23 protein-coding genes are annotated in these 22488 nt (G+C 53.7%); 20 read left to right on the top strand and 3 right to left on the bottom strand.

Annotated features, from left to right (window positions below; translation table 11 throughout):
* Positions 1-8 precede the first annotated feature (8 nt).
* From eutT to eutR, 14 genes are all read left to right on the top strand, one after another.
* Positions 9-812 carry an ethanolamine utilization cob(I)yrinic acid a,c-diamide adenosyltransferase EutT gene (gene eutT, locus OGV65_RS23290; protein WP_049282277.1) on the top strand — a complete coding sequence of 268 codons (804 nt, stop codon included), beginning with the start codon at positions 9-11 and terminating at the stop codon, positions 810-812.
* On the top strand, positions 809-1825 hold the full coding sequence (gene pta, locus OGV65_RS23285) for a phosphate acetyltransferase (RefSeq protein WP_016153955.1): 1017 nt from the start codon (positions 809-811) through the stop codon (positions 1823-1825). Before eutT ends, pta begins: the two co-directional genes overlap by 4 nt.
* Before the next feature lie 36 nt (positions 1826-1861).
* Positions 1862-2155, top strand: a complete 294-nt coding sequence (eutM, locus tag OGV65_RS23280; protein WP_003835054.1) for an ethanolamine utilization microcompartment protein EutM — start codon at positions 1862-1864, stop codon at positions 2153-2155.
* A 114-nt stretch (positions 2156-2269) separates the two neighbouring features.
* On the top strand, positions 2270-2557 hold the full coding sequence (gene eutN / locus OGV65_RS23275; RefSeq protein ID WP_016153954.1) for an ethanolamine utilization microcompartment protein EutN: 288 nt from the start codon (positions 2270-2272) through the stop codon (positions 2555-2557).
* An 11-nt stretch (positions 2558-2568) separates the two neighbouring features.
* A complete protein-coding gene (locus OGV65_RS23270) occupies positions 2569-3972 on the top strand; it encodes an aldehyde dehydrogenase family protein (protein ID WP_016153953.1) in 1404 nt (467 codons plus the stop codon).
* A 12-nt stretch (positions 3973-3984) separates the two neighbouring features.
* Positions 3985-4824, top strand: a complete 840-nt coding sequence (gene eutJ / locus OGV65_RS23265; RefSeq protein WP_016153952.1) for an ethanolamine utilization protein EutJ — start codon at positions 3985-3987, stop codon at positions 4822-4824.
* The gene (eutG, locus tag OGV65_RS23260) at positions 4814-6001 is read left to right on the top strand and encodes an ethanolamine utilization ethanol dehydrogenase EutG (RefSeq protein ID WP_016153951.1); all 1188 of its coding nucleotides are present in this window, start codon (positions 4814-4816) and stop codon (positions 5999-6001) included. The genes eutJ and eutG overlap by 11 nt, the downstream gene beginning before the upstream one ends.
* 27 nt (positions 6002-6028) lie before the next feature.
* A complete protein-coding gene (gene eutH / locus OGV65_RS23255; protein ID WP_016153950.1) occupies positions 6029-7261 on the top strand; it encodes an ethanolamine utilization protein EutH in 1233 nt (410 codons plus the stop codon).
* On the top strand, positions 7258-8661 hold the full coding sequence (eutA, locus tag OGV65_RS23250) for an ethanolamine ammonia-lyase reactivating factor EutA (protein ID WP_286455493.1): 1404 nt from the start codon (positions 7258-7260) through the stop codon (positions 8659-8661). Before eutH ends, eutA begins: the two co-directional genes overlap by 4 nt.
* 11 nt (positions 8662-8672) lie before the next feature.
* Complete coding sequence (eutB, locus tag OGV65_RS23245) at positions 8673-10034, top strand: ethanolamine ammonia-lyase subunit alpha (RefSeq protein ID WP_003038029.1); 1362 nt, start codon at positions 8673-8675, stop codon at positions 10032-10034.
* 20 nt (positions 10035-10054) lie between these two features.
* The gene (eutC, locus tag OGV65_RS23240; RefSeq protein WP_016153947.1) at positions 10055-10951 is read left to right on the top strand and encodes an ethanolamine ammonia-lyase subunit EutC; all 897 of its coding nucleotides are present in this window, start codon (positions 10055-10057) and stop codon (positions 10949-10951) included.
* Between the two features lie 9 nt (positions 10952-10960).
* The gene (eutL, locus tag OGV65_RS23235) at positions 10961-11620 is read left to right on the top strand and encodes an ethanolamine utilization microcompartment protein EutL (protein WP_016153946.1); all 660 of its coding nucleotides are present in this window, start codon (positions 10961-10963) and stop codon (positions 11618-11620) included.
* 11 nt (positions 11621-11631) lie between these two features.
* The gene (eutK, locus tag OGV65_RS23230) at positions 11632-12162 is read left to right on the top strand and encodes an ethanolamine utilization microcompartment protein EutK (protein ID WP_016157100.1); all 531 of its coding nucleotides are present in this window, start codon (positions 11632-11634) and stop codon (positions 12160-12162) included.
* A gap of 48 nt (positions 12163-12210) precedes the next feature.
* Positions 12211-13263 carry an HTH-type transcriptional regulator EutR gene (gene eutR, locus OGV65_RS23225; RefSeq protein ID WP_019077354.1) on the top strand — a complete coding sequence of 351 codons (1053 nt, stop codon included), beginning with the start codon at positions 12211-12213 and terminating at the stop codon, positions 13261-13263.
* 67 nt (positions 13264-13330) lie between these two features.
* On the opposite strand, the gene hemF is transcribed toward eutR, so the two are convergent.
* Positions 13331-14230, bottom strand: coding sequence for an oxygen-dependent coproporphyrinogen oxidase (hemF, locus tag OGV65_RS23220; protein WP_019077353.1), 900 nt, complete (start codon positions 14228-14230; stop codon positions 13331-13333).
* 2 nt (positions 14231-14232) lie between these two features.
* Positions 14233-15102: an N-acetylmuramoyl-L-alanine amidase AmiA gene (gene amiA / locus OGV65_RS23215; protein WP_016153942.1), complete on the bottom strand. Its 870-nt coding sequence runs from the start codon at positions 15100-15102 to the stop codon at positions 14233-14235.
* Positions 15103-15313: 211 nt separating this feature from the next.
* On the opposite strand from amiA, the gene OGV65_RS23210 reads away from it, so the two are divergent.
* The 6 genes from OGV65_RS23210 to OGV65_RS23185 all read left to right on the top strand — a co-directional run bounded on the left by OGV65_RS23210 (position 15314) and on the right by OGV65_RS23185 (position 21016).
* Positions 15314-15739, top strand: coding sequence for a GNAT family acetyltransferase (locus tag OGV65_RS23210; RefSeq protein ID WP_003038048.1), 426 nt, complete (start codon positions 15314-15316; stop codon positions 15737-15739).
* Positions 15726-16175 carry a DUF2919 domain-containing protein gene (locus OGV65_RS23205; protein ID WP_016157098.1) on the top strand — a complete coding sequence of 150 codons (450 nt, stop codon included), beginning with the start codon at positions 15726-15728 and terminating at the stop codon, positions 16173-16175. Before OGV65_RS23210 ends, OGV65_RS23205 begins: the two co-directional genes overlap by 14 nt.
* 59 nt (positions 16176-16234) lie before the next feature.
* Positions 16235-16810, top strand: a complete 576-nt coding sequence (locus OGV65_RS23200; RefSeq protein ID WP_286455492.1) for an RpoE-regulated lipoprotein — start codon at positions 16235-16237, stop codon at positions 16808-16810.
* A 94-nt stretch (positions 16811-16904) separates the two neighbouring features.
* Complete coding sequence (yfeX, locus tag OGV65_RS23195; protein WP_049041039.1) at positions 16905-17804, top strand: porphyrinogen peroxidase; 900 nt, start codon at positions 16905-16907, stop codon at positions 17802-17804.
* Between the two features lie 456 nt (positions 17805-18260).
* Entirely contained in the window at positions 18261-19637 is a 1377-nt protein-coding gene (argH, locus tag OGV65_RS23190) for an argininosuccinate lyase (protein WP_286455491.1), read from the top strand.
* Positions 19638-19699: 62 nt separating this feature from the next.
* On the top strand, positions 19700-21016 hold the full coding sequence (locus OGV65_RS23185; RefSeq protein WP_016153937.1) for an anaerobic C4-dicarboxylate transporter family protein: 1317 nt from the start codon (positions 19700-19702) through the stop codon (positions 21014-21016).
* 121 nt (positions 21017-21137) lie between these two features.
* Here OGV65_RS23185 and OGV65_RS23180 read toward each other — a convergent pair whose 3' ends face one another.
* On the bottom strand, positions 21138-22454 hold the full coding sequence (locus OGV65_RS23180) for an anaerobic C4-dicarboxylate transporter family protein (protein ID WP_049282274.1): 1317 nt from the start codon (positions 22452-22454) through the stop codon (positions 21138-21140).
* Positions 22455-22488 lie beyond the last annotated feature (34 nt).

Genomic DNA, 22488 nt, shown 5'->3' with positions numbered 1-22488 from the left:
GCGGATGTATGAAGGATTTCATTACCGAAGCATGGCTCAGAGCGAATCATACGCTCAGCGAAGGGGCTGAAATTCATCTCCCCGCTGATGCTCGCCTGACGCCATCTGCCCGGGAATTACTGGAAAGCCGACATCTGCGCATTAAGTTTATCGACGAGCAGGGCAGCCTGTTTATTGATGACGAAGAACAGCAGCCGCAGCCGGTGCATGGTTTAACCAGCAGCGATACGCATCCACAGGCCAGTTGCGAACTGTGTCATCAACCGGTGGTGAAGAAAGCAGACACGCTGACGCATCTGACAGCGGACAAGATGGTCGCTAAAAGTGACCCGCGCCTGGGATTTCGCGCCGCGCTGGACAGCACCATCGCCCTGGCCGTGTGGTTGCAGATAGAGCTGGCGGAACCGTGGCAGCCGTGGCTGGCGGATATCCGTTCGCGTCTGGGCAACATTATGCGCGCCGACGCTATCGACGAGCCGCTGGCAGCACAAGCTATTGTCGGTTTAAGCGACGAAGATTTACACCGGCTTTCGCATCAGCCGCTGCGCTATCTGGACCACGACCATCTGGTGCCTGAAGCCAGTCATGGCCGTGATTGCGCGTTGCTTAATCTGCTGCGTACCAAAGTCCGTGAAACGGAGACGGTGGCGGCCCAGGTATTCATCACCCGTAGTTTTGACGTGATGCGACCGGACATCATGCAGGCGCTCAATCGCCTTTCCAGTACGGTCTACGTGATGATGATTCTGAGCGTAGCGAAGCATCCACTGACGGTTAGCCAAATTCAACAGCGACTGGGGGAGAAGCAATGATCATTGAACGTGCTCGTCAACTCGCCCAGCGCTCACCTGCACGGGTGGTGTTCCCGGATGCGCTGGATGTTCGGGTGTTGAAAGCGGCAAATTACCTGCATCAGCACGGTCTGGCACATCCTGTTCTCGTCGCCAGTCCGTTTGCGCTGCGCCAGTTTGCCCTCAGCCATCGGGTAGCGATGGATGGCATTCAGGTTATCGACCCGCAAAGCAACCAGTCCATGCGTGAAGAGTTTGCGCTGCGCTGGCTGGCCCGCGCGGGAGATAAAACGCCTGCAGATGCGCTGGAAAAACTCAACGATCCGCTGATGTTCGCCGCCGCCATGGTTAGCGCGGGTAAAGCTGACGTCTGTATTGCGGGCAATTTGTCGTCGACAGCAAACGTGCTGCGCGCTGGGTTACGCATTATTGGGTTACAGCCAGGCTGTAAAACGCTGTCGTCAATTTTCCTGATGCTGCCGCAGTACCTCGGGCCGGCATTAGGGTTTGCCGATTGCAGCGTCGTGCCGCAGCCCACAGCCGCACAACTGGCGGATATTGCGATTGCCAGCGCGCAGACATGGCAGGCGATCACCGGTGAAGAACCGCGCGTGGCCATGCTGTCGTTTTCAAGTCAAGGCAGCGCTCGTCATCCCAACGTCGCTAACGTGCAGCAGGCTACGGAGATCGTTCGTGAGCGTGCCCCGCAGCTTACCGTGGATGGGGAACTGCAATTTGATGCCGCCTTTGTTCCGGATGTCGCCGCGCAAAAAGCGCCCGCCAGTCCGTTAAAGGGCAATGCCAATGTGATGGTCTTCCCATCGCTGGAGGCAGGCAATATTGGCTACAAAATCGCCCAGCGTCTGGGAGGTTATCGTGCCGTAGGTCCGTTGATCCAAGGGCTTGCCGCACCGCTTCATGACCTCTCTCGCGGCTGTAGCGTACAGGAAATTATCGAACTGGCGTTGGTGGCAGCAGTGCCGCGTCAGACTGACATGAGTCGTGAAAACGCCTCACACACACTGGTTGTTTAGGTCCCGTTCTGGACCCCTTAATGAGAGGAAAACACAATGGAAGCATTAGGAATGATTGAAACCCGGGGCCTGGTTGCACTGATTGAGGCTTCTGACGCAATGGTTAAAGCGGCACGCGTGAAACTGGTCGGCGTGAAGCAGATCGGCGGCGGTCTGGTTACTGCAATGGTCCGTGGCGACGTGGCGGCATGTAAAGCCGCAACGGATGCTGGTGCTGCTGCTGCACAGCGTATTGGTGAGCTGGTTTCCGTACACGTGATCCCGCGTCCGCATGGCGATCTGGAAGAAGTGTTCCCGATCAGCTTTAAAGGCGACAGCAACGACATGTAAGTCGTCCATGTGACGCCACAGACTTCATTGCTGGCGTCACCCTCTCTCCTTTTCACATTACCTTCTGCGGAGGGTAGGGGGAGGTTTTACCTGAAATATGCCACGGAGGCGCGTATGAAACTGGCAATCGTCACAGGACAAATTGTTTGTACCGTACGCCATCAGGGGCTCGCGCACGACAAGTTGCTGATGGTGGAAATGATTGATGCCTGCGGAAATCCCGACGGGCAATGTGCTGTTGCTATCGACAGCATTGGGGCGGGAACCGGAGAGTGGGTGCTGCTGGTCAGCGGAAGCTCAGCCCGTCAGGCGCACCGTAACGAATCATCACCTGTCGATCTGTGCGTGATTGGCATTGTTGATGAAGTGGTGGCAGGTGGTCAGGTGATCTTCCATAAATAAGGCAGAAAATCATGAATCAACAGGATATTGAACAGGTCGTGAAAGCGGTACTGCTGAAAATGAAAGACAGCAGCCAACCCGTCAGTGCCGTTCAAGAAATGGGCGTTTTTGCCTCCCTGGATGACGCAGTGGCGGCAGCAAAACTGGCCCAGCAAGGGCTGAAAAGCGTTGCCATGCGCCAACTGGCTATCACGGCTCTACGTGAGGCGGGCGAAAAACATGCCCGAGAATTAGCGGAACTTGCCGTCACAGAAACCGGCATGGGACGCGTTGAAGATAAATTTGCCAAAAACGTGGCGCAGGCACGCGCCACGCCGGGCGTGGAATGCCTGTCTCCACAGGTTCTGACCGGTGATAACGGCCTGACGCTGATTGAAAACGCGCCGTGGGGCGTGGTGGCCTCGGTGACACCGTCCACCAACCCGGCTGCGACCGTTATTAACAACGCCATCAGCCTGATTGCGGCTGGCAACAGCGTGGTCTTCGCACCGCATCCGGCTGCCAAGGGCGTGTCTCAGCGCGCTATCACTTTGCTTAACCAAGCGGTAGTTGCTGCAGGCGGACCGGCAAACCTGCTGGTTACCGTGGCCAATCCGGATATCGAAACCGCCCAGCGTCTGTTTAAGTACCCAGGCATCGGCCTGCTGGTGGTGACCGGCGGTGAAGCCGTAGTGGATGCCGCGCGTAAGCACACCAACAAACGTCTGATTGCCGCCGGTGCGGGAAATCCGCCGGTGGTGGTTGATGAAACGGCTGATCTGGCACGCGCAGCGCAGTCGATCGTCAAAGGCGCTTCGTTTGACAACAACATTATCTGCGCTGACGAAAAAGTGCTGATCGTGGTCGATAGCGTCGCTGATGAGCTGATGCGTCTGATGGAAAGCCAGCATGCAGTCAAGCTGACCACGGCTCAGGCCGAACAGCTGCAACCGGTGCTGCTGAAAAATGTCGATGAACGCGGTAAAGGCACGGTCAGTCGTGACTGGGTAGGCCGCGACGCAGGAAAAATCGCTGCGGCGATTGGTCTGAACGTACCGGAGCAAACCCGGCTGTTGTTCGTCGAAACCTCTGCGACTCACCCGTTTGCCGTAACCGAACTGATGATGCCGGTTCTGCCGGTCGTGCGGGTCGCCAACGTCGATGAGGCCATTGAACTGGCGGTCAAGCTTGAAGGCGGCTGTCACCATACGGCGGCGATGCACTCACGCAATATCGACAACATGAACCGCATGGCAAACGCCATTGATACCAGCATTTTCGTTAAGAACGGACCGTGCATTGCCGGTCTTGGACTCGGCGGCGAAGGCTGGACCACGATGACCATTACCACGCCAACCGGGGAAGGGGTGACCAGCGCACGCACGTTTGTGCGTCTGCGTCGCTGTGTGTTGGTGGACGCCTTCAGAATTGTATAAGGAGTGAACGACATGGCGCACGACGAACAACGTTGGCTGACACCCAGATTGCTAAAAGCGGCAACGCTATGTAACCAGACGCCCGTAAAGAGCGATTCACCGCTGTGGCTGGGCGTGGATTTGGGGACGTGTGATGTGGTGTCGATGGTTGTCGACAGTGACGGACAGCCGGTTGCGGTTTGCCTGGACTGGGCCGACGTCGTGCGCGATGGCATCGTCTGGGATTTCTTCGGTGCGGTGACCATCGTTCGTCGCCATCTCGATACGCTCGAACAACAGTTGGGTTGCCGCTTTACCCACGCGGCAACCTCGTTTCCACCGGGAACTGACCCACGGATCTCGATCAACGTGCTGGAATCTGCCGGGCTTGAAGTCAGTCATGTGCTCGACGAACCGACCGCGGTGGCAGACCTGTTGCAGCTTGATAACGCTGGCGTGGTGGATATCGGTGGCGGTACCACCGGGATTGCGATTGTGAAGCGAGGCAAGGTGACTTACTCCGCCGATGAAGCGACCGGCGGGCACCACATTTCTCTGACGCTTGCCGGGAACCGTCGCATCCAGTTGGAAGAGGCGGAGCAGTACAAACGCAGCAACGGTAAAGAAATTTGGCCGGTGGTTAAGCCGGTCTACGAAAAAATGGCGGAAATTGTGGCTCACCATATTGCCGGACAGGGCGTGGCAGATTTATGGCTGGCCGGTGGTTCCTGTATGCAGCCGGGCGTTGATGAACTGTTTCGTAAGCGTTTCCCGGAACTGCAGGTGCATTTACCCCAGCACAGCCTGTTTATGACCCCGCTGGCGATTGCAAATAGCGGAAAAGAAAAAGCGGAAGGAATCTATGCAAGCTGAATTGCAGACCGCGCTCTTTCAGGCATTCGATACCCTGAATCTGCAACGCGTAAAAACGTTTAGCGTTCCACCGGTTACGTTGTGTGGACTGGGAGCGCTAAGTACCTGCGGACAGGAAGCACAAACGCGCGGCCTGACGCATATGTTCGTTATGGTCGACAGTTTCCTGCACCAGGCGGGGATGACCGCCGCACTGGAACGCAGCCTGGCGATGAAAGGTGTGGCGATGACGCTGTGGCCATGTCCGGTGGGCGAACCGTGCATTACGGACGTCTGCGCGGCGGTCGCGCAACTGCGTGAATCGAAGTGCGATGGCGTAGTGGCCTTTGGTGGCGGTTCCGTATTGGATGCCGCAAAAGCCGTGGCGTTGCTGGTGACCAATCCCACCCAGACGCTGGCAGACATGGATGAGAGCAGCGCGTTACGCCCGCGTCTGCCGCTGATTGCCGTACCGACTACCGCCGGAACGGGTTCAGAAACCACTAATGTCACGGTGATTATCGACGCTGCGACCGGGCTTAAAAAAGTGCTGGCCCACGCAACCCTGATGCCGGATGTGGCGATTCTTGACGCCGCGCTGACGGAAGGTGTGCCCGCACACGTAACGGCGATGACCGGGATAGATGCGCTGACGCACGCCGTTGAAGCGTATAGCGCTCTGAACGCGACGCCGTTTACCGACAGTCTGGCGATTGGCGCGATTGCGATGATAGGTAAATCGCTGCCGAAGGCCGTTGGCTATGGTCAGGATCTGGCGGCGCGAGAAAGCATGCTACTGGCTTCCTGTATGGCCGGGATGGCGTTTTCCAGCGCGGGGCTGGGCCTGTGTCACGCGATGGCGCACCAGCCGGGTGCGACGCTGCACATCCCACATGGACAGGCTAACGCCATGTTGCTGCCCACAGTAATGGGTTTCAACCGCATGGTGTGTCGTGAGCGTTTCAGCCATATCGGACGGGCGCTAACCAACAAGAAGTCGGACGATCGCGATGCCATCAACGCCGTCAGCGAGTTGATTAGCGAAGTGGGCCAGACCAAACGACTCTCTGACGTTGGGGCGAAGCCCGAGCATTACAGCGCATGGGCTCACGCCGCGCTGGAAGATATTTGTATTCGCAGTAACCCACGCACCGCCACGCAGGCCGACATTATCGCGTTGTATGCGGCGGCACAATAAATACACATATGACAGGGAGTGAAGGTTATGGGAATTAACGAAATCATCATGTACATCATGATGTTCTTTATGCTGATTGCCGCCGTGGACAGGATCCTGTCGCAGTTCGGCGGTTCGGCACGCTTCCTCGGTAAGTTCGGGAAGAGTATTGAGGGATCGGGCGGCCAGTTTGAAGAAGGTTTTATGGCGATGGGCGCGCTGGGTCTGGCGATGGTCGGTATGACCGCGCTGGCACCGGTACTGGCGCATGTGCTCGGGCCGGTGATTATTCCACTGTACGAAATGTTGGGCGCGAACCCGTCGATGTTTGCCGGAACGCTGCTGGCGTGCGATATGGGCGGCTTCTTCCTGGCGAAGGAACTGGCGGGCGGCGACGTTGCGGCGTGGCTGTACTCCGGCCTGATCCTCGGGGCGATGATGGGGCCGACGCTGGTCTTCTCTATTCCGGTTGCGCTGGGGATTATTGAGCCGTCCGACCGTCGTTATCTGGCGCTGGGCGTGCTGGCTGGGATCGTCACCATTCCGATTGGCTGTATTGCGGGTGGTTTGATCGCGATGTACTCCGGTGTCGAAATCAACGGGCAGCCGGTGGAGTTCACCTTCGCGCTGATCCTGATGAACATGATCCCGGTGCTGATCGTTGCCGTGCTGGTGGCGCTGGGACTGAAATTCATCCCGGAAAAAATGATCAACGGCTTCCAGATCTTCGCGAAATTCCTGGTGGCGCTGATCACCATCGGTCTGGCGGCAGCGGTAATCAAATTCCTGCTCGGCTGGGAACTGATTCCGGGTCTTGATCCTATCTTCATGGCACCGGGTGACAAGCCGGGTGAAGTGATGCGCGCCATCGAAGTTATCGGTTCTATCTCCTGCGTGCTGCTGGGTGCGTACCCAATGGTACTGCTGCTGACCCGCTGGTTTGAAAAGCCACTGATGAGCGTTGGTAACCTTTTAAAAATCAATAATATCGCGGCTGCGGGCATGGTGGCGACGCTGGCGAACAACATCCCAATGTTCGGCATGATGAAGAATATGGATACCCGCGGCAAAGTGATCAACTGCGCTTTTGCGGTCTCCGCAGCCTTCGCACTGGGTGACCACTTAGGTTTCGCCGCGGCCAACATGAACGCGATGATCTTCCCAATGATTGTCGGCAAGCTGATTGGCGGCGTGACGGCGATTGGTGTGGCTATGCTGTTGGTACCGAAAGACGAAGATGTTCCGGCACCAGCAGAAACCAACCCGGAGGCGCAATCGTGAATACTCGCCAGCTACTCAGCGTCGGTATCGATATCGGCACCACCACCACTCAGGTCATCTTCTCGCGCCTTGAGCTGGTCAACCGTGCGGCAGTGTCGCAGGTGCCGCGTTACGAATTCATCAAACGCGAAATTAGCTGGCAAAGCCCGGTGTTCTTTACCCCCGTTGATAAGCAGGGCGGGTTGAAAGAGGCCGAACTTAAGGCGCTGATCCTCGCCCAGTATCAGGCGGCGGGAATTGCGCCTGAGACCGTCGATTCCGGCGCGATCATCATCACCGGAGAAAGTGCCAAAACCCGCAACGCGCGACCAGCGGTGATGACGCTCTCTCAGTCGCTGGGGGACTTCGTGGTTGCCAGCGCCGGTCCGCATCTGGAATCAGTGATTGCCGGTCACGGCGCAGGGGCTCAAACCCTGTCAGAGCAGAAGTTGTGCCGCGTACTGAATATCGACATCGGTGGCGGGACGTCGAACTACGTCCTGTTCGATGCCGGAAAAGTCAGCGGTTCGGCCTGCCTGAACGTCGGCGGACGGCTGCTGGAAACGGACGGTCAGGGGCGGGTGGTGCATGCGCATCAGCCAGGACAGATGATTGTTGATGAAGTATTTGGTCCAGGCACCGACGCCCGGACCCTCAATGCGGCGCAGCTTGTTCAGGTGGCCCGACGGATGGCGGCGCTGATCGTTGAGGTGATTGACGGCACGCTGTCACCGCTGGCGCAGGCGCTGATGCAAACCGGTCTGTTGCCGACGGGTGTGAAGCCGGAAGTGATTACGTTGTCCGGCGGGGTGGGCGAGTGCTACCGCAACCAGCCTGCCGATCCATTCTGTTTTTCCGATATTGGGCCGCTGTTAGCGACGGCGCTGCATGAACATCCGCGTCTGCGTGAGATGAACGTGCAGTTCCCGGCGCAAACCGTGCGCGCCACGGTGATTGGCGCTGGTGCGCATACGCTGTCGCTTTCGGGCAGCACCATCTGGCTGGAAGGTGTGGCGCTTCCGCTGCGCAATCTGCCGGTGGCGATTCCGGTTGATGAGGCTGATTTGGTGGCCGCCTGGCAACAAGCGCTGATGCAGCTCGATCTGGACCCGCAAACAGACGCTTACGTGCTGGCGCTACCCGGTTCGCTGCCGGTGCGCTACGCCGCGCTGTTAACGGTTATTGATGCGCTACTGGCCTTTGTCGCGCACCATCCGAATCCGCATCCCCTGCTGGTGGTAGCCGAGCAGGATTTTGGTAAAGCCCTGGGCATGCTGTTACGCCCACAGTTACAGCAACACCCGCTGGCAGTCATCGATGAGGTGGTTGTCCGGGCGGGGGACTATATCGACATTGGTACGCCTCTTTTTGGCGGATCGGTTGTGCCGGTGACGGTGAAATCACTCGCATTTCCTTCCTGAGGGAACGACTTATGAAACTAAAGACCACATTGTTCGGCAATGTTTATCAGTTTAAGGATGTTAAAGAGGTGCTGGCAAAAGCCAACGAACTGCGTTCGGGGGATGTGCTGGCAGGGGTAGCTGCAACCAGTTCGCAAGAGCGAGTGGCGGCCAAACAGGTGCTGTCGGAAATGACGGTAGCGGATATCCGCAACAACCCGGTGATTTCCTATGAAGAGGACTGCGTGACGCGTCTGATTCAGGACGACGTCAACGAAACGGCCTATAACCGCATCAAAAACTGGAGTATCAGCGAGTTGCGCGAGTACGTGCTGAGCGATGAAACCTCCGTTGATGACATTGCGTTTACGCGCAAAGGATTAACGTCGGAAGTGGTCGCAGCGGTTGCAAAAATCTGCTCTAACGCGGACCTGATCTACGGCGGTAAGAAAATGCCGGTGATCAAAAAGGCCAACACCACCATTGGTCTGCCGGGCACCTTCAGCTGTCGTTTACAGCCGAACGACACCCGTGATGACGTGCAGAGTATTGCGGCACAAATCTACGAAGGGCTGTCCTTCGGGGCGGGCGATGCGGTGATTGGCGTTAACCCGGTAACAGATGACGTGGAAAACTTAAGCCGCGTACTTGATACCGTGTACGGCGTCATCGACAAATTCAATATCCCGACCCAGGGCTGCGTCCTGGCGCACGTTACTACCCAGATCGAAGCCATTCGTCGCGGCGCGCCGGGTGGGCTGATTTTCCAGAGTATCTGCGGCAGCGAGAAAGGCTTAAAAGAGTTTGGCGTTGAGCTGGCCATGCTGGATGAAGCGCGTGCAGTGGGCGCTGAGTTTAACCGTATCGCCGGGGAAAACTGCCTGTACTTCGAAACCGGACAAGGGTCTGCGCTCTCTGCTGGCGCTAACTTCGGTGCCGATCAGGTGACGATGGAAGCACGTAACTACGGTCTGGCGCGTCACTACGATCCGTTCCTGGTGAACACCGTTGTCGGCTTTATCGGGCCGGAGTATCTCTATAACGACCGTCAGATTATTCGCGCGGGTCTGGAAGATCACTTTATGGGCAAGCTGAGCGGCATCTCAATGGGCTGCGACTGCTGCTATACCAACCATGCTGATGCTGACCAGAACCTCAACGAAAACCTGATGATTCTGCTCGCCACCGCTGGCTGCAACTACATCATGGGCATGCCGCTCGGTGACGACATCATGCTCAACTATCAGACCACCGCCTTCCACGACACCGCGACCGTGCGCCAGCTGCTGAACCTGCGTCCGTCGCCGGAGTTTGAACGCTGGCTGGAAACCATGGGCATTATGGCAAACGGTCGCCTGACCAAACGGGCGGGCGATCCGTCACTGTTCTTCTGATGACGCGGGGATGACACACGATGGATCAAAAACAGATTGAAGAAATTGTACGCAGCGTGATGGCGTCAATGGGTGAGTCGCAGCCGCAGGCGCAAGCGCCGGCAGTACAAGCGCAATGCAGCACCACCCAGTGCGCCGCGCCGACCGGTGAAAGCTGTGCGATGGATTTAGGCTCAGCCGAGGCTAAAGCGTGGATTGGCGTTGAGAATCCGCACCGCGCAGAGGTGTTGACTGAACTGCGTCGCAGCACTGCGGCGCGTGTATGTACCGGTCGAGCCGGTCCACGTCCGCGTACCCAGGCGCTGCTGCGCTTCCTGGCCGACCACTCGCGTTCGAAAGATACGGTATTGAAAGAAGTGCCGGAAGAGTGGGTAAAAGCCCAGGGGCTGCTGGAAGTGCGCTCGGAAATCAGTGACAAAAACCTGTATCTGACGCGTCCGGATCTGGGGCGCCGTCTGAGTGCGGAAGCCATTGAAGCGCTGAAATCACAGTGTGTAATGAACCCGGATGTGCAGGTGATTATCTCTGATGGCCTGTCTACGGACGCTATCACCGCTAACTACGAAGAGATTCTGCCGCCGCTGTTGTCTGGCTTAAAACAGGCCGGATTGAAGGTCGGGACGCCGTTCTTTGTTCGCTATGGTCGCGTGAAAATCGAAGATCAGATCGGCGAACTGCTGGGCGCGAAAGCGGTGATCCTGCTGGTTGGGGAACGTCCGGGCCTGGGCCAGTCGGAAAGCCTTTCTTGCTACGCCGTCTATTCGCCGCGTGTGGCGACGACCGTTGAAGCTGACCGTACCTGTATCTCGAACATTCACCAGGGCGGTACGCCACCGGTTGAAGCGGCGGCGGTCATTGTGGATTTGGCCAAGCGCATGCTGGAGCAAAAAGCATCCGGCATCAATATGACCCGTTAAGGAGGCATCATGCCAGCATTAGATTTGATTAGACCTTCAGTCACCGCAATGCGCGTGATTGCCTCGGTAAATGACGGTTTTGCCCGTGAACTTAAATTACCGCCACATATACGTAGCCTCGGACTCATCACAGCAGATTCTGATGACGTGGCGTATATTGCCGCAGACGAAGCGACAAAACAGGCAATGGTGGAAGTGGTTTATGGCCGCTCGCTGTATGCCGGCGCGGCGCACAGTCCCTCTCCAACTTCGGGTGAAGTGCTGATTATGCTCGGTGGACCCAACCCGGCAGAAGTTCGCGCAGGTCTGGACGCGATGGTAGCCAATATTGAAAGCGGCGCGGCGTTTCAGTGGGCGAATGACGCAGAAGATACCGCCTTCCTGGCGCATGTGGTTTCGCGTACCGGCTCGTATCTCTCGGCGACCGCAGGATGCCGGCTTGGCGATCCGATGGCGTATCTGGTGGCGCCGCCGCTGGAAGCGACATTTGGTATTGATGCTGCGCTGAAATCGGCCGATGTACAACTGGTGACTTACGTTCCGCCGCCGTCAGAAACCAACTATTCGGCTGCGTTTATGACCGGTAGCCAGGCCGCTTGTAAAGCTGCATGTAACGCCTTTGCCGATGCCGTTCTGGATATTGCCCGTAACCCAATCCAGCGCGCGTAAGAGAGGTTGTGATGATCAATGCACTGGGATTACTGGAAGTGGATGGCATGGTCGCTGCCGTGGATGCGGCGGATGCCATGCTGAAAGCCGCGAACGTGCGCCTGCTTAGCCACGAAGTGCTCGATCCTGGCCGGTTGACGCTGGTGGTGGAAGGCGATCTGGCGGCGTGCCGCGCAGCGCTGGATGCCGGCAGCGCCGCTGCTGCGCGTACAGGCCGTGTTATCAGCCGTAAGGAAATCGGCCGACCGGACGATGATACCCAGTGGCTGATCGGCGGTTTTAAGCGCCAGCCGAAGAAACCAGAACAGAAGCCAGAAGTGAAAACAGATGTAAAAACGCAGAAGACGCAGGACGCCCCGTTGACGCCTGAATCCTCTGATCAACTTCTGACGCTGTTGGCATCGGTCCGTCAAGGAATGACGGCAGGGGAAGTGGCTGCCCACTTTGGCTGGTCACTTGATGAAGCCAGAAAGGCGCTGGAACAGCTCTTTTCTGACGGAGCGTTGCGTAAACGCAGTAGTCGCTATCGCTTAAAAAATTAACCTGTCGGAGGGCCGGGGGCTTCGTTGAAGCTTCCGGCTTAAAAGATCATGAAAAAGAACCGTACTGCAAACCTGCACCATCTTTATCATGAAGCATTACCCGAAGACGTTAAACTTACGCCGAAAGTGGAGGTGGACAACGTTCACCAGCGGCGAACAACGGATGTGTATGAGCATGCGCTGACGATTACCGCATGGCAGCAGATCTACGACCAGTTACATCCGGGAAAATTTCATGGCGAGTTCACGGAAATCCTGCTCGATGATATTCAGGTGTTCCGTGAATACACCGGACTGGCGTTGCGTCAGTCGTGTCTTGTCTGGCCGAACTCTTTCTGGTTTGGTATTCCGGCCACGCGCGGCGAACAGGGATTTATTGGCACCCAGTGTCTGGGGAACGCTGAAATTGCCACCCGCCCTGGCGGGACAGAGTTTGAACTGAGTACGCCGGATGATTACACCATTCTGGGCGTCGTCATTTCGGAAGAGGCGATTGCCCGTCAGGCCAACTTCCTGCATAACCCGGAAAGAGTGCTGCATATGCTGCGCAACCAGTCGGCGCTGGAAGTGAAAGAACAACACAAAGCCGCGTTATGGGGCTTTGTGCAGCAGGCGCTGGCGACGTTTAGCGAAAATCCGGAAAACCTCCATCAACCTGCGGTACGCAAAGTGCTGGGCGATAACCTGCTGCTGGCGATGGGCACTATGCTGGAAGAAGCGCAGCCGATTATCACGGCTGAGAGCATCAGCCATCAGAGCTATCGTCGCCTGCTGTCGCGTGCGCGCGAATATGTGCTGGAAAATATGTCAGAACCGCTGACCGTGCTCGATCTGTGTAATCAACTGCACGTCAGCCGTCGGACGTTGCAAAACGCCTTTCATGCGATCCTTGGTATCGGTCCGAATGCCTGGTTAAAACGCATTCGCCTGAACGCCGTACGTCGCGAGCTGATAAGCCCGTGGTCGCAGAGTACGACGGTGAAAGACGCCGCGATGCAGTGGGGATTCTGGCATTTAGGGCAATTTGCCACCGACTACCAGCAGCTGTTTGCGGAAAAACCTTCATTGACGCTGCATCAGCGCATGCGCCAGTGGGCATGATGCGATGAATGTGCCGGATGCGACGCAAATGCGTTTTATCCGGCCAGGGGGCTGGTATTGTCTGGGGTTACACCCAGTCGCGAACCTGAATAAACTCGCTAAGGGCGGCTTCCGGGCTGTTCGCTTCCGGCTGCCAGTCATACTCCCAGCGCACCAGCGGCGGCATCGACATCAGAATCGATTCCGTACGGCCGCCGGTCTGCAGACCGAATAACGTGCCGCGATCCCACACCAGGTTAAATTCCACATAGCGTCCGCGACGGTAAAGCTGAAAATTGCGTTCACGTTCGCCCCAGCTCATTGCTTTGCGGCGCTCAACGATGGGCAGATACGCTTCGGTATAGCCTTGACCTACCGCCTGCATAAAGGCGAAGCCGTGGTCGAAATCCGGCGTATTCAAATCATCGAAAAACAGCCCGCCAATGCCGCGCTGTTCGTTGCGATGCTTGAGGAAGAAGTAGTCATCGCACCACTTCTTGTAACGGGGATAAACGTCTTCGCCGAACGGCTGGCACAGATCTCGCGCCGTGCGGTGCCAGTGAACCGCATCCTCATCAAAGCCGTAGTAGGGCGTTAAGTCAAAGCCGCCGCCAAACCACCAGACCGGGTCAGTGCCCGGTTTTTCCGCGATAAAAAATCGCACGTTGGCGTGACTGGTCGGAATGTAGGGATTCTGCGGATGTACCACCAGCGAGACGCCCATGGCCTCAAAGCTGCGTCCCGCAAGCTCGGGGCGATGTGCGGTAGCCGAGGCCGGCATTGCCTCGCCGTGAACGTGGGAGAAGTTGACGCCCGCTTGCTCGAAAATACCGCCGTTACGCAGCACCCGGCTGCGCCCGCCGCCGCCTGCTTCACGCTGCCAGTTATCCTCAACAAACTCGGCGCCGTCTACGGCGGATAACTGCTGGCAAATATCATCTTGCAGGCTGAGCAGGAACTGTTTTACGCGCTGTGCATCGGGCTTCATGGTTAACGTTTCTTCGAGTGTGCTTTCTGGTTATCAAACCAGTGGAAATAGCTGATGATGCCATTGGCGATAGCGGTGGCGATTTTCTGGCGAAATGCCGCCGTGCCCAGCAGACGTTCTTCTTCCGGGTTGGTAATGAACGAGGTTTCGACCAGTACCGACGGAATTGATGGTGATTTTAGCACCACGAAGGCGGCTTGTTCCGTGCTGCGGCTGTGAAGACGGTGTACCGGCTTGATCTTCTTGAGAATATGCGAGCCTAACGTCAGGCTGTTTTTAATGGTATCCGTTTGTACCAGATCGAACAGCACCTGCTGCAGCAAATGGTCTTTATCGGTGGTCTTCTTCCCGGCCACTTCATCGGCCCGGTTTTCACGATCGGACAGATACTTCGCCATGGCGCTACTGGCACCGCGATTGGACAACGCAAAGACCGATGCACCTGCAGCGCTCGGATTGGTAAAACCGTCGGCGTGGATCGACATGAACAGGTCAGCGCCATGCTTATGAGCGATCTCGACGCGATCGTAAAGCGGAATAAATGTATCGCCGGAACGCGTCAGGCGCGCATCAATCCCCTGGTTGCGTAGAATCGAGCGCACGTTTTTGGCAATCGCCAGTACCACGTGCTTTTCCTTCGACCCATTGCGACCAATTGCGCCGGTATCAATCCCTCCGTGACCCGGATCAAGGACAACAACGCGCTTAGCGCCGGCTTTTTTCGCTTTCGGTTTGCTGTGTCCATTGCTGGTCTTAAGCGCTTCTTCTTTAGCGATGGCTTGCGACATGCCTGACAGCGTTAGGGCGGCCAGCCCGGCTTTCAACACCTGGCGGCGCGATGTGAGTGTTTTTAGTGGTTTAAAAGTGCTCATACGGCCTGAGTTGTAAAAAAAGGTTCTAAACGTTATATCGTATCGCGTTGTCCGTTGCGACGGATCGGGATAAGAATTGTTTTACTTTTCATTTCAATACGTGACAATTCCGTATTATGCCATTTTTTCCGCCGCTTCGCGTCAGATATTGGCTAAATCAGCCGTTCGCGCCATAATCGCTTTTTAACGTCCTGAAAAGGTAACCAATACCATGGAAATACGCGTTTTTCGCCAGGAAGATTTCGAAGAGGTGATCACCCTCTGGGAGCGCTGTGATTTGCTGCGTCCATGGAACGACCCTGAAATGGACATTGAGCGTAAAGTCAATCATGACGTCAGCTTGTTCCTGGTCGCTGAAGTGAATGGCGAGGTGGTCGGTACGGTGATGGGAGGATATGACGGGCATCGCGGCTCGGCCTATTACCTGGGCGTACATCCTGAGTTTCGCGGTCGCGGCATTGCCAATGCGCTGCTCAACCGGCTGGAGAAAAAGCTCATTGCCCGCGGTTGTCCGAAGATTCAAATCATGGTGCGTGACGATAATGACGTCGTACAGGGTATGTATGAACGTCTGGGCTATGAACATGCGGATGTACTCAATCTGGGCAAGCGTTTGATCGAAGATGAAGAGTACTGAGTTTCATCCGGCCGACTATGACGCTCATGGGCGTCTGCGCCTGCCTTTTCTCTTCTGGTGCGTGCTGCTGCTGCAGGCGCGCACCTGGGTTCTGTTTGTGATTGCCGGTTCTTCCCGTGAGCAGGGCAACACGCTGCTGAATCTGTTTTATCCCGATCACGACGCTTTCTGGCTGGGTTTGCTTCCCGGCGTTCCTGCGGTATTGGCATTTTTACTCAGCGGGCGACGCTTTGCGTTTCCGGTGGTATGGCGCTGGCTGCGCGGGTTACTGATCCTCGCTCAACTGGTGCTGCTGTGCTGGCAGCCGGTGATGTGGCTGGCAGGCGATCCGGTCAACGGTGTCGGGCTGGCGCTGCTGGTGGCGGATGTCGTTGCGCTGATCTGGCTGTTAACTAATCAACGTCTGCGCGCCTGTTTTTCCCTCGAGAAAGAATAACGGCACTTTTTGGCGAAACCGGACTCCAAGCAACGTTGATAAATAAGGAAGGAAGTGAAATGAAATCACTGCGTTTGACTTTATGCGCGATGCCGCTGCTATTGACCGGGTGTTCAACGTTGTCATCGGTGAACTGGTCTGCCGCCAATCCGTGGAACTGGTTTGGTTCTTCAACGCAGGTCACTGAGCAGGGCGTCGGAGCGTTAACTGGCGCAACCCCGCTGGATGAAAAAACCATTGCTGATGCGCTGGACGGTGATTACCGCCTGCGTAGCGGGATGAAGACCGATAACGGTAATGTGGTGCGCTTTTATGAAGCGATGAAAGAAGACAAGCTGGCGATGGTCATCAATGGCAATCAGGGAACGATTAGCCGTATTGATGTAGTCGACAGCGATATTCCCTCTTCTGCGGGTGTCGAAATCGGTACACCGTTTAGCGACCTTTACACTAAAGCCTTTGGTAATTGTCAGAAGGCGACTGGCGATGACAGCGCGGGTGTTGAATGTAAAGCAGAAGGAAGTCAACATATTAGCTACGTCTTTTCCGGTGAGTGGAGCGGGCCTGAGGGCTTAATGCCGTCTGACGATACGTTGAAAGCATGGAAAGTAAGCAAAATTATCTGGCGGCGTTAATTTGCGTCTGAACAAATCGGCTTGTTAAAAAAACAGGTAGAATAGCGCCCATCAATGCCACGATGTCGTGGCATCTTTTTTTTCAGGAGGAACAATGTCTCAGGTTCAGAGTGGCATTTTGCCAGAACATTGCCGTGCGGCGATTTGGATTGAAGCCAATGTTAAAGGCGACGTTGAGGCCCTGCGTGGGGCCAGCAAAACCTTCGCCGATAAGCTGGCGACCTTTGAAGCGAAGTTCCCGGATGCGCATCTGGGCGCGGTTGTTGCTTTTGGCAACAACACCTGGCGTACACTGAGCGGCGGCGTTGGCGCAGAAGAGTTAAAAGACTTTATCCCTTACGGTAAAGGTCTTGCCCCAGCCACCCAGTATGATGTGCTGATTCATATTCTCTCTTTGCGTCATGACGTGAATTTCTCCGTTGCACAGGCGGCAATGGAAGCCTTTGGCGACAGTATTGAAGTCAAAGAAGAGATCCACGGTTTCCGTTGGGTTGAAGAGCGCGATCTCAGCGGCTTTGTTGACGGTACGGAAAACCCGGCAGGCGTTGAAACGCGCCGTGAAGTCGCGGTTATTAAAGATGGCGTGGATGCTGGTGGCAGCTATGTGTTTGTGCAGCGTTGGGAACATAACCTGAAGCAGCTTAACCGCATGAGCATTCATGACCAGGAAATGATGATTGGGCGTACCAAGGAAGCCAACGAAGAGATCGACGGTGATGACCGTCCGGTTACTTCTCACCTGAGCCGCGTCGATCTCAAAGAAGACGGTAAAGGACTGAAAATTGTGCGCCAGAGCCTGCCATACGGCACCGCCAGCGGTACGCACGGCCTCTATTTCTGTGCCTATTGCGCCCGTTTGCACAACATCGAGCAGCAACTGCTGAGCATGTTTGGCGACACTGACGGCAAGCGCGATGCGATGCTGCGCTTCACTAAACCGGTGACCGGCGGCTATTATTTCGCGCCATCGCTGGATCGTTTGCTGGCCCTGTAATTTTTTTATGCCAGATGGCGCTGATGCCGCCATCTGGCACAATATAGCTCTCCCCCGAATCACCCAACGTCCGCCATGCTGATGATGCACTCGCGTTGACGCTCATCCTGAAAAATCACCTCCCACGTTCATTATTATTTACCTGCCAGTTTCTCGGTTATGACAACGGTATTAAATGGAATTATTTAGAATTAATAAACTATTAATACCAATTTATTACTTTAAAAATTCTGAATATATCTGAATTAAATCACAATTTAAATGTGATGAAGATCAGGTTTTTTAATGCAATTTATGAAAATAAAATAAATAATAAGTGTAATTAATTTCGCTATAAATTGATTTAATGACTTCATTTGTTGACAATTAAAATGACTGTCTTGTAATCTGAAAATGACCGAAAAATAACGGAATTCATATTTAACCATTTTGCAACAAAGGGTCATTGGAGGTTTTATGTCTACAAAATTATGGGGTGGGCGTTTTGATATGCCTACAAATAAACTGGTCGAATCTTATAATGCGACAATTATGCTGGAACAACGTCTCTGCCCTTTTGATATTCAGGGGAGTATTGCTCACGCCACTATGCTGGGCCGTCAGGGGATTATCACGCAGGATGAAGCGAATGCGATTATTGGCGGGTTAAGGCAAGTTAATAAAGAGATTGAGGACGGGAAATTCGTTTTTGATACCGTTGATGAAGATATTCATATGGCGATAGAAAGACGTATGACAGAAATAATTGGTCCTGTAGGCGGGAAGCTACATACTGGCCGCAGTCGTAATGACCAGACGACTGTCGATTCGAAAATGCACATGAGATCGACTATTCGTGAAATTCAGCAGGATATCGTTCATCTACAAAAAGTTATTATCAGCAAGGCTGAAAATAACATTAATGCGATCATGCCTGGCTATACTCATTTACAGACCGGTCAGCCTATTCTTCTGTCGCACTGGATAATGGCATATTATTGGATGTTACGCCGTGACTGGACTCGTTTTGCAGACCTTTATCAACGCATGGGGGAATGCCCTTTAGGTTCAGCAGCCCTTGCCGGTACTACTTTCCCCATTGATCGTGATTTCACGGCCAAAGAGCTTGGCTTTGACAAACCGACTGAAAACAGTATTGATTCTGTCAGCGATCGTGACCATATGGTTGAATTCACTGCCGCCGCTGCTATGTGCTTTATGCATCTTACCCGTTTGTCAGAAGAACTGGTTTTATTCTCAAGTCAGGATTTTAAATTTATTGAGCTTTCAGATGATTTCTGTACCGGTTCCAGCATCATGCCACAGAAGAAAAACCCCGACGTGGCTGAAAAAATGCGCGGCAAAGGGGGGCGTATGTACGGAAATCTAATGGCGATGTTGACCATTATGAAAGGTATCCCTCTGGCCTATAATACTGATATGAGTGAGGATAAAGAGCAGGTCTATGACTCTATGGATACCTTACAGACCAGTCTGAAAATTATGGCGCCGATGCTCGAAAAAATGGTTATTCTTTCAGATAATACTCGTAGCGCAGCGGCAAGAGGATTTTCAAACGCAACCGATATGGCTGACTACTTGGTTCGTAAAGGCATTCCTTTTAGAGAAGCTCACCATATTGTTGGCAGTGCTGTTAATTACTGTATAAAACATAGAAAAATGTTGGAAGAGCTTACTCTGGATGAATTCCACACATTTGATGATAAAATTGAAAATGATATTTATGAGAGTATATCTCTCGAAGCATGTATTAAATCAAGAATGTCTTATGGTGGCACAGGGACTGATGCTGTTAAAAAACAGATCGAAATTGCTAAATCATATTTAAACTAATCCCGAGCATAGTAATTAATATCTCCCGGATGCAATATCCGGGAGACGCTTTGAGGTGAAAAATGGATGCTTTATTTTTTATACAATTATTTATTGTACTCGCCTGTATTGGTATAGGCGGGCGTTATGGCGGAATGGGGCTGGGTGCTGGTGGAGGACTTGGTGTTGCAATATTAGTTCTGGGTTTTGGACTTAAACCCTCCGCACCATCTATTACTGCAATGCTAATTATTATTTGTGTGATTGGCGCTGTCAGCGTATTACAGGCCGCTGGTGGGCTTGATTATCTTGTGCGCGTGGCTGAAAAATTACTCCGTAAAAAACCACAGGCAATTACTTTTGTTGCCCCCATATTAACTTCCATATTTACGCTATTCTGTGGGACTACTTACGTTGCTTTCTCTTTGTATCCGGTTGTCGCTGAAGTTGCTGCTGAAGCAAAGGTCCGTCCGGAGCGAGCGTTGTCCGCAACGGTTATTGCGGCAAGTGTCGCGGTTGCTGCCAGTCCGATGAGTGCGGCAACCGCGGGGATGCTGGCTATTCTGCATGAATATGCCGGGATTAGCCTTGGACAAATACTGACGATTGCTCTCCCATCATTCTTTATGGCAGCTATTGTTACCAGCTTTTCAGTTTATAAACGCGGAAAAGAGCTGGAGGATGATCCGGAATTCCAGAGGAGAGTTGCTGCTGGCGAATATGAGTTCATGCATACTGAGCAGAAAAAAGAATTTGTTGCTTCAGCTGGCGCTAAAAAAGGTGTCGTTATCTTTGCGATTGGTGTGGTACTGGTACTTATTTTAGGTTCTTTTACTGAGTTACTCCCTTCCTGGGATGGAAAAAGACTGTCAACCCCAATGGTTATTCAGATGGTCATGTTGACAGCCGCGTTGTTTATTATGATTGTCAGTAAAGTACCAAGTAGTACCTTGAATAGCGGCTCAGTCTTCCGTGCAGGTTTGATGGGAGTGGTAGCAATACTCGGTGTTTCATGGATGACGGCGACGTTTTTTGATGCCTATCAGCCAGAACTGATTAAGGTTTTTGGTGGCATTGTCAATGATGCACCAATGCTATTTGGTGTGGTTGTATTCTTGTTCTCGCTGGTCATTATGAGCCCGGCGGCGACGGTAGCTGCCATCATGCCACTCGGTGTTACTTTAGGTATTCCAGCCCCGTTTCTTATCGCTATTTTTGCTTGTACCTGTGGTGACTTTATTATACCTGGAGCAAATCAAATCGGCTGTGTTGCATTTGATCGAACAGGTACCACAAAGATTGGACGCTTTGTTGTCAACCATAGCTATATTCGTCCGGGCTTTGTGATGGTTATCTCTCAGGTAATTTTTGCTTATCTCATTGCTCAGGTTGTTCTGTAAAGTACATTCTATGGAAAATTGCAGTGGCGCTATTCAGAAGTGAGTAACAGGCATCCTCTCTGAATTCATTCGGGGGGGATGCCATGAAGAAAAGGTTTACCACAATTAAATTGCTCTCTCACTACATCAGCATTTTGGAAAAAAGGAAGCAAAAAAGAGTTGATGCTACAACGGTGACAAGACCAGGTAGCATGTAGCTGTGATTAACCACATACTTGCCAATTCGAGTTGTCCCGGTACGATCAAACGCCACACAGCCAATCTGTGCCCCCCCTGGAATAATGAATGATCCACAAGTCAGCGGGAGCAGGGCGACCAGGGTTTCTGCCGGATATCCCATTAACACGCCAGCGGGGAGTAGCGCTACAGCAGTCGCTGCGGGGCTATAAATTACGGCTGAAAGACCAAAAACAATAATGCCGAACAAGACTGGATTCTGAAAACCGTGGAAAGCCGTGTTAAATAATTCGTGCCATGCCTCAAAAAAGGAGTTCATCATCCATGACAGACCAAATATGGCGACAACACCCACAAGACCAGCTTTAAAAACAGAACCTGAATCGAGTTTTGACGGAGAAATTCGACATACCATCATAATAATACATGCTGTTGTCAGCATAACTATTTGCAGCGTGGTAGGGATACTCATACGCTCCATTCCGGTACCGTTATTCCACTCAGGACGTAATTCAGGAATTGAACCCATAAGTACGACCAGAATGATACCGGTAAGGAAAATCAGCAATCCTCTCTTCGCCTCTTTTGTCACTATATTGGCTGCTCGCTCTTCAGCTTTTACTGATTCAAACTCACCTTCAGCAACCCTGCGTTGGAATTCCGGATCATTTTTAAGCTCATGACCTCTTTTAAAGACGAACAGGCAGCCGACAACGCAGCCAAGGAACGTTCCGGGAACGGTGACTAACAAGATATCTAAAGCAGAGACATGTAATCCAGCAAGGACAGCAATTGTCCCTGTAACGACCGCACTGACCGGGCTGGCAATAAGCCCAAAATTGGCAGCGATTACTGACATCGACATGGCTCTCTCTGGCCGTACCCTGGCATCTGCTGCAATTTCAGCAATGACTGGATAAACCGAAAAGGCAACATATCCTGTTCCGCAGATAGCAGTAAAAAGGTAAGCGACTGCGGGGCCGAGGAAAGTGATCGCGCCCGGCCACTTTCTGAGGATCCGTTCTGCCATCGTAACGAATAAATCAAGCCCGCCAGCCGCCTGGAGGATTGTGATGCAAGTGATAACCGCAAGGATAATAGAAATAACAGTGAAAGGAGGTGAGTCGGGAGGGAGTCCAAAACCAAAAGTCAGGATAGCGAGTCCTAACCCGCCAGCAGCCCCCAGGCCAATCCCACCAAAACGCCCACCTATACCGATACATATAAGTACTATCGCAAACTGAGTTACGAATAACACCATAATTAATTCCTTTTTATTAACAAATGGCTTGGTA

The organism is Citrobacter sp. Cb004 (assembly GCF_030337065.1).
GTDB classification, from domain to species: Bacteria; Pseudomonadota; Gammaproteobacteria; order Enterobacterales; family Enterobacteriaceae; genus Citrobacter; species Citrobacter braakii.
The sequence above is the reverse complement of the archived record's forward strand: the minus strand, read 5'-3'. Positions and strand labels throughout refer to the sequence as shown.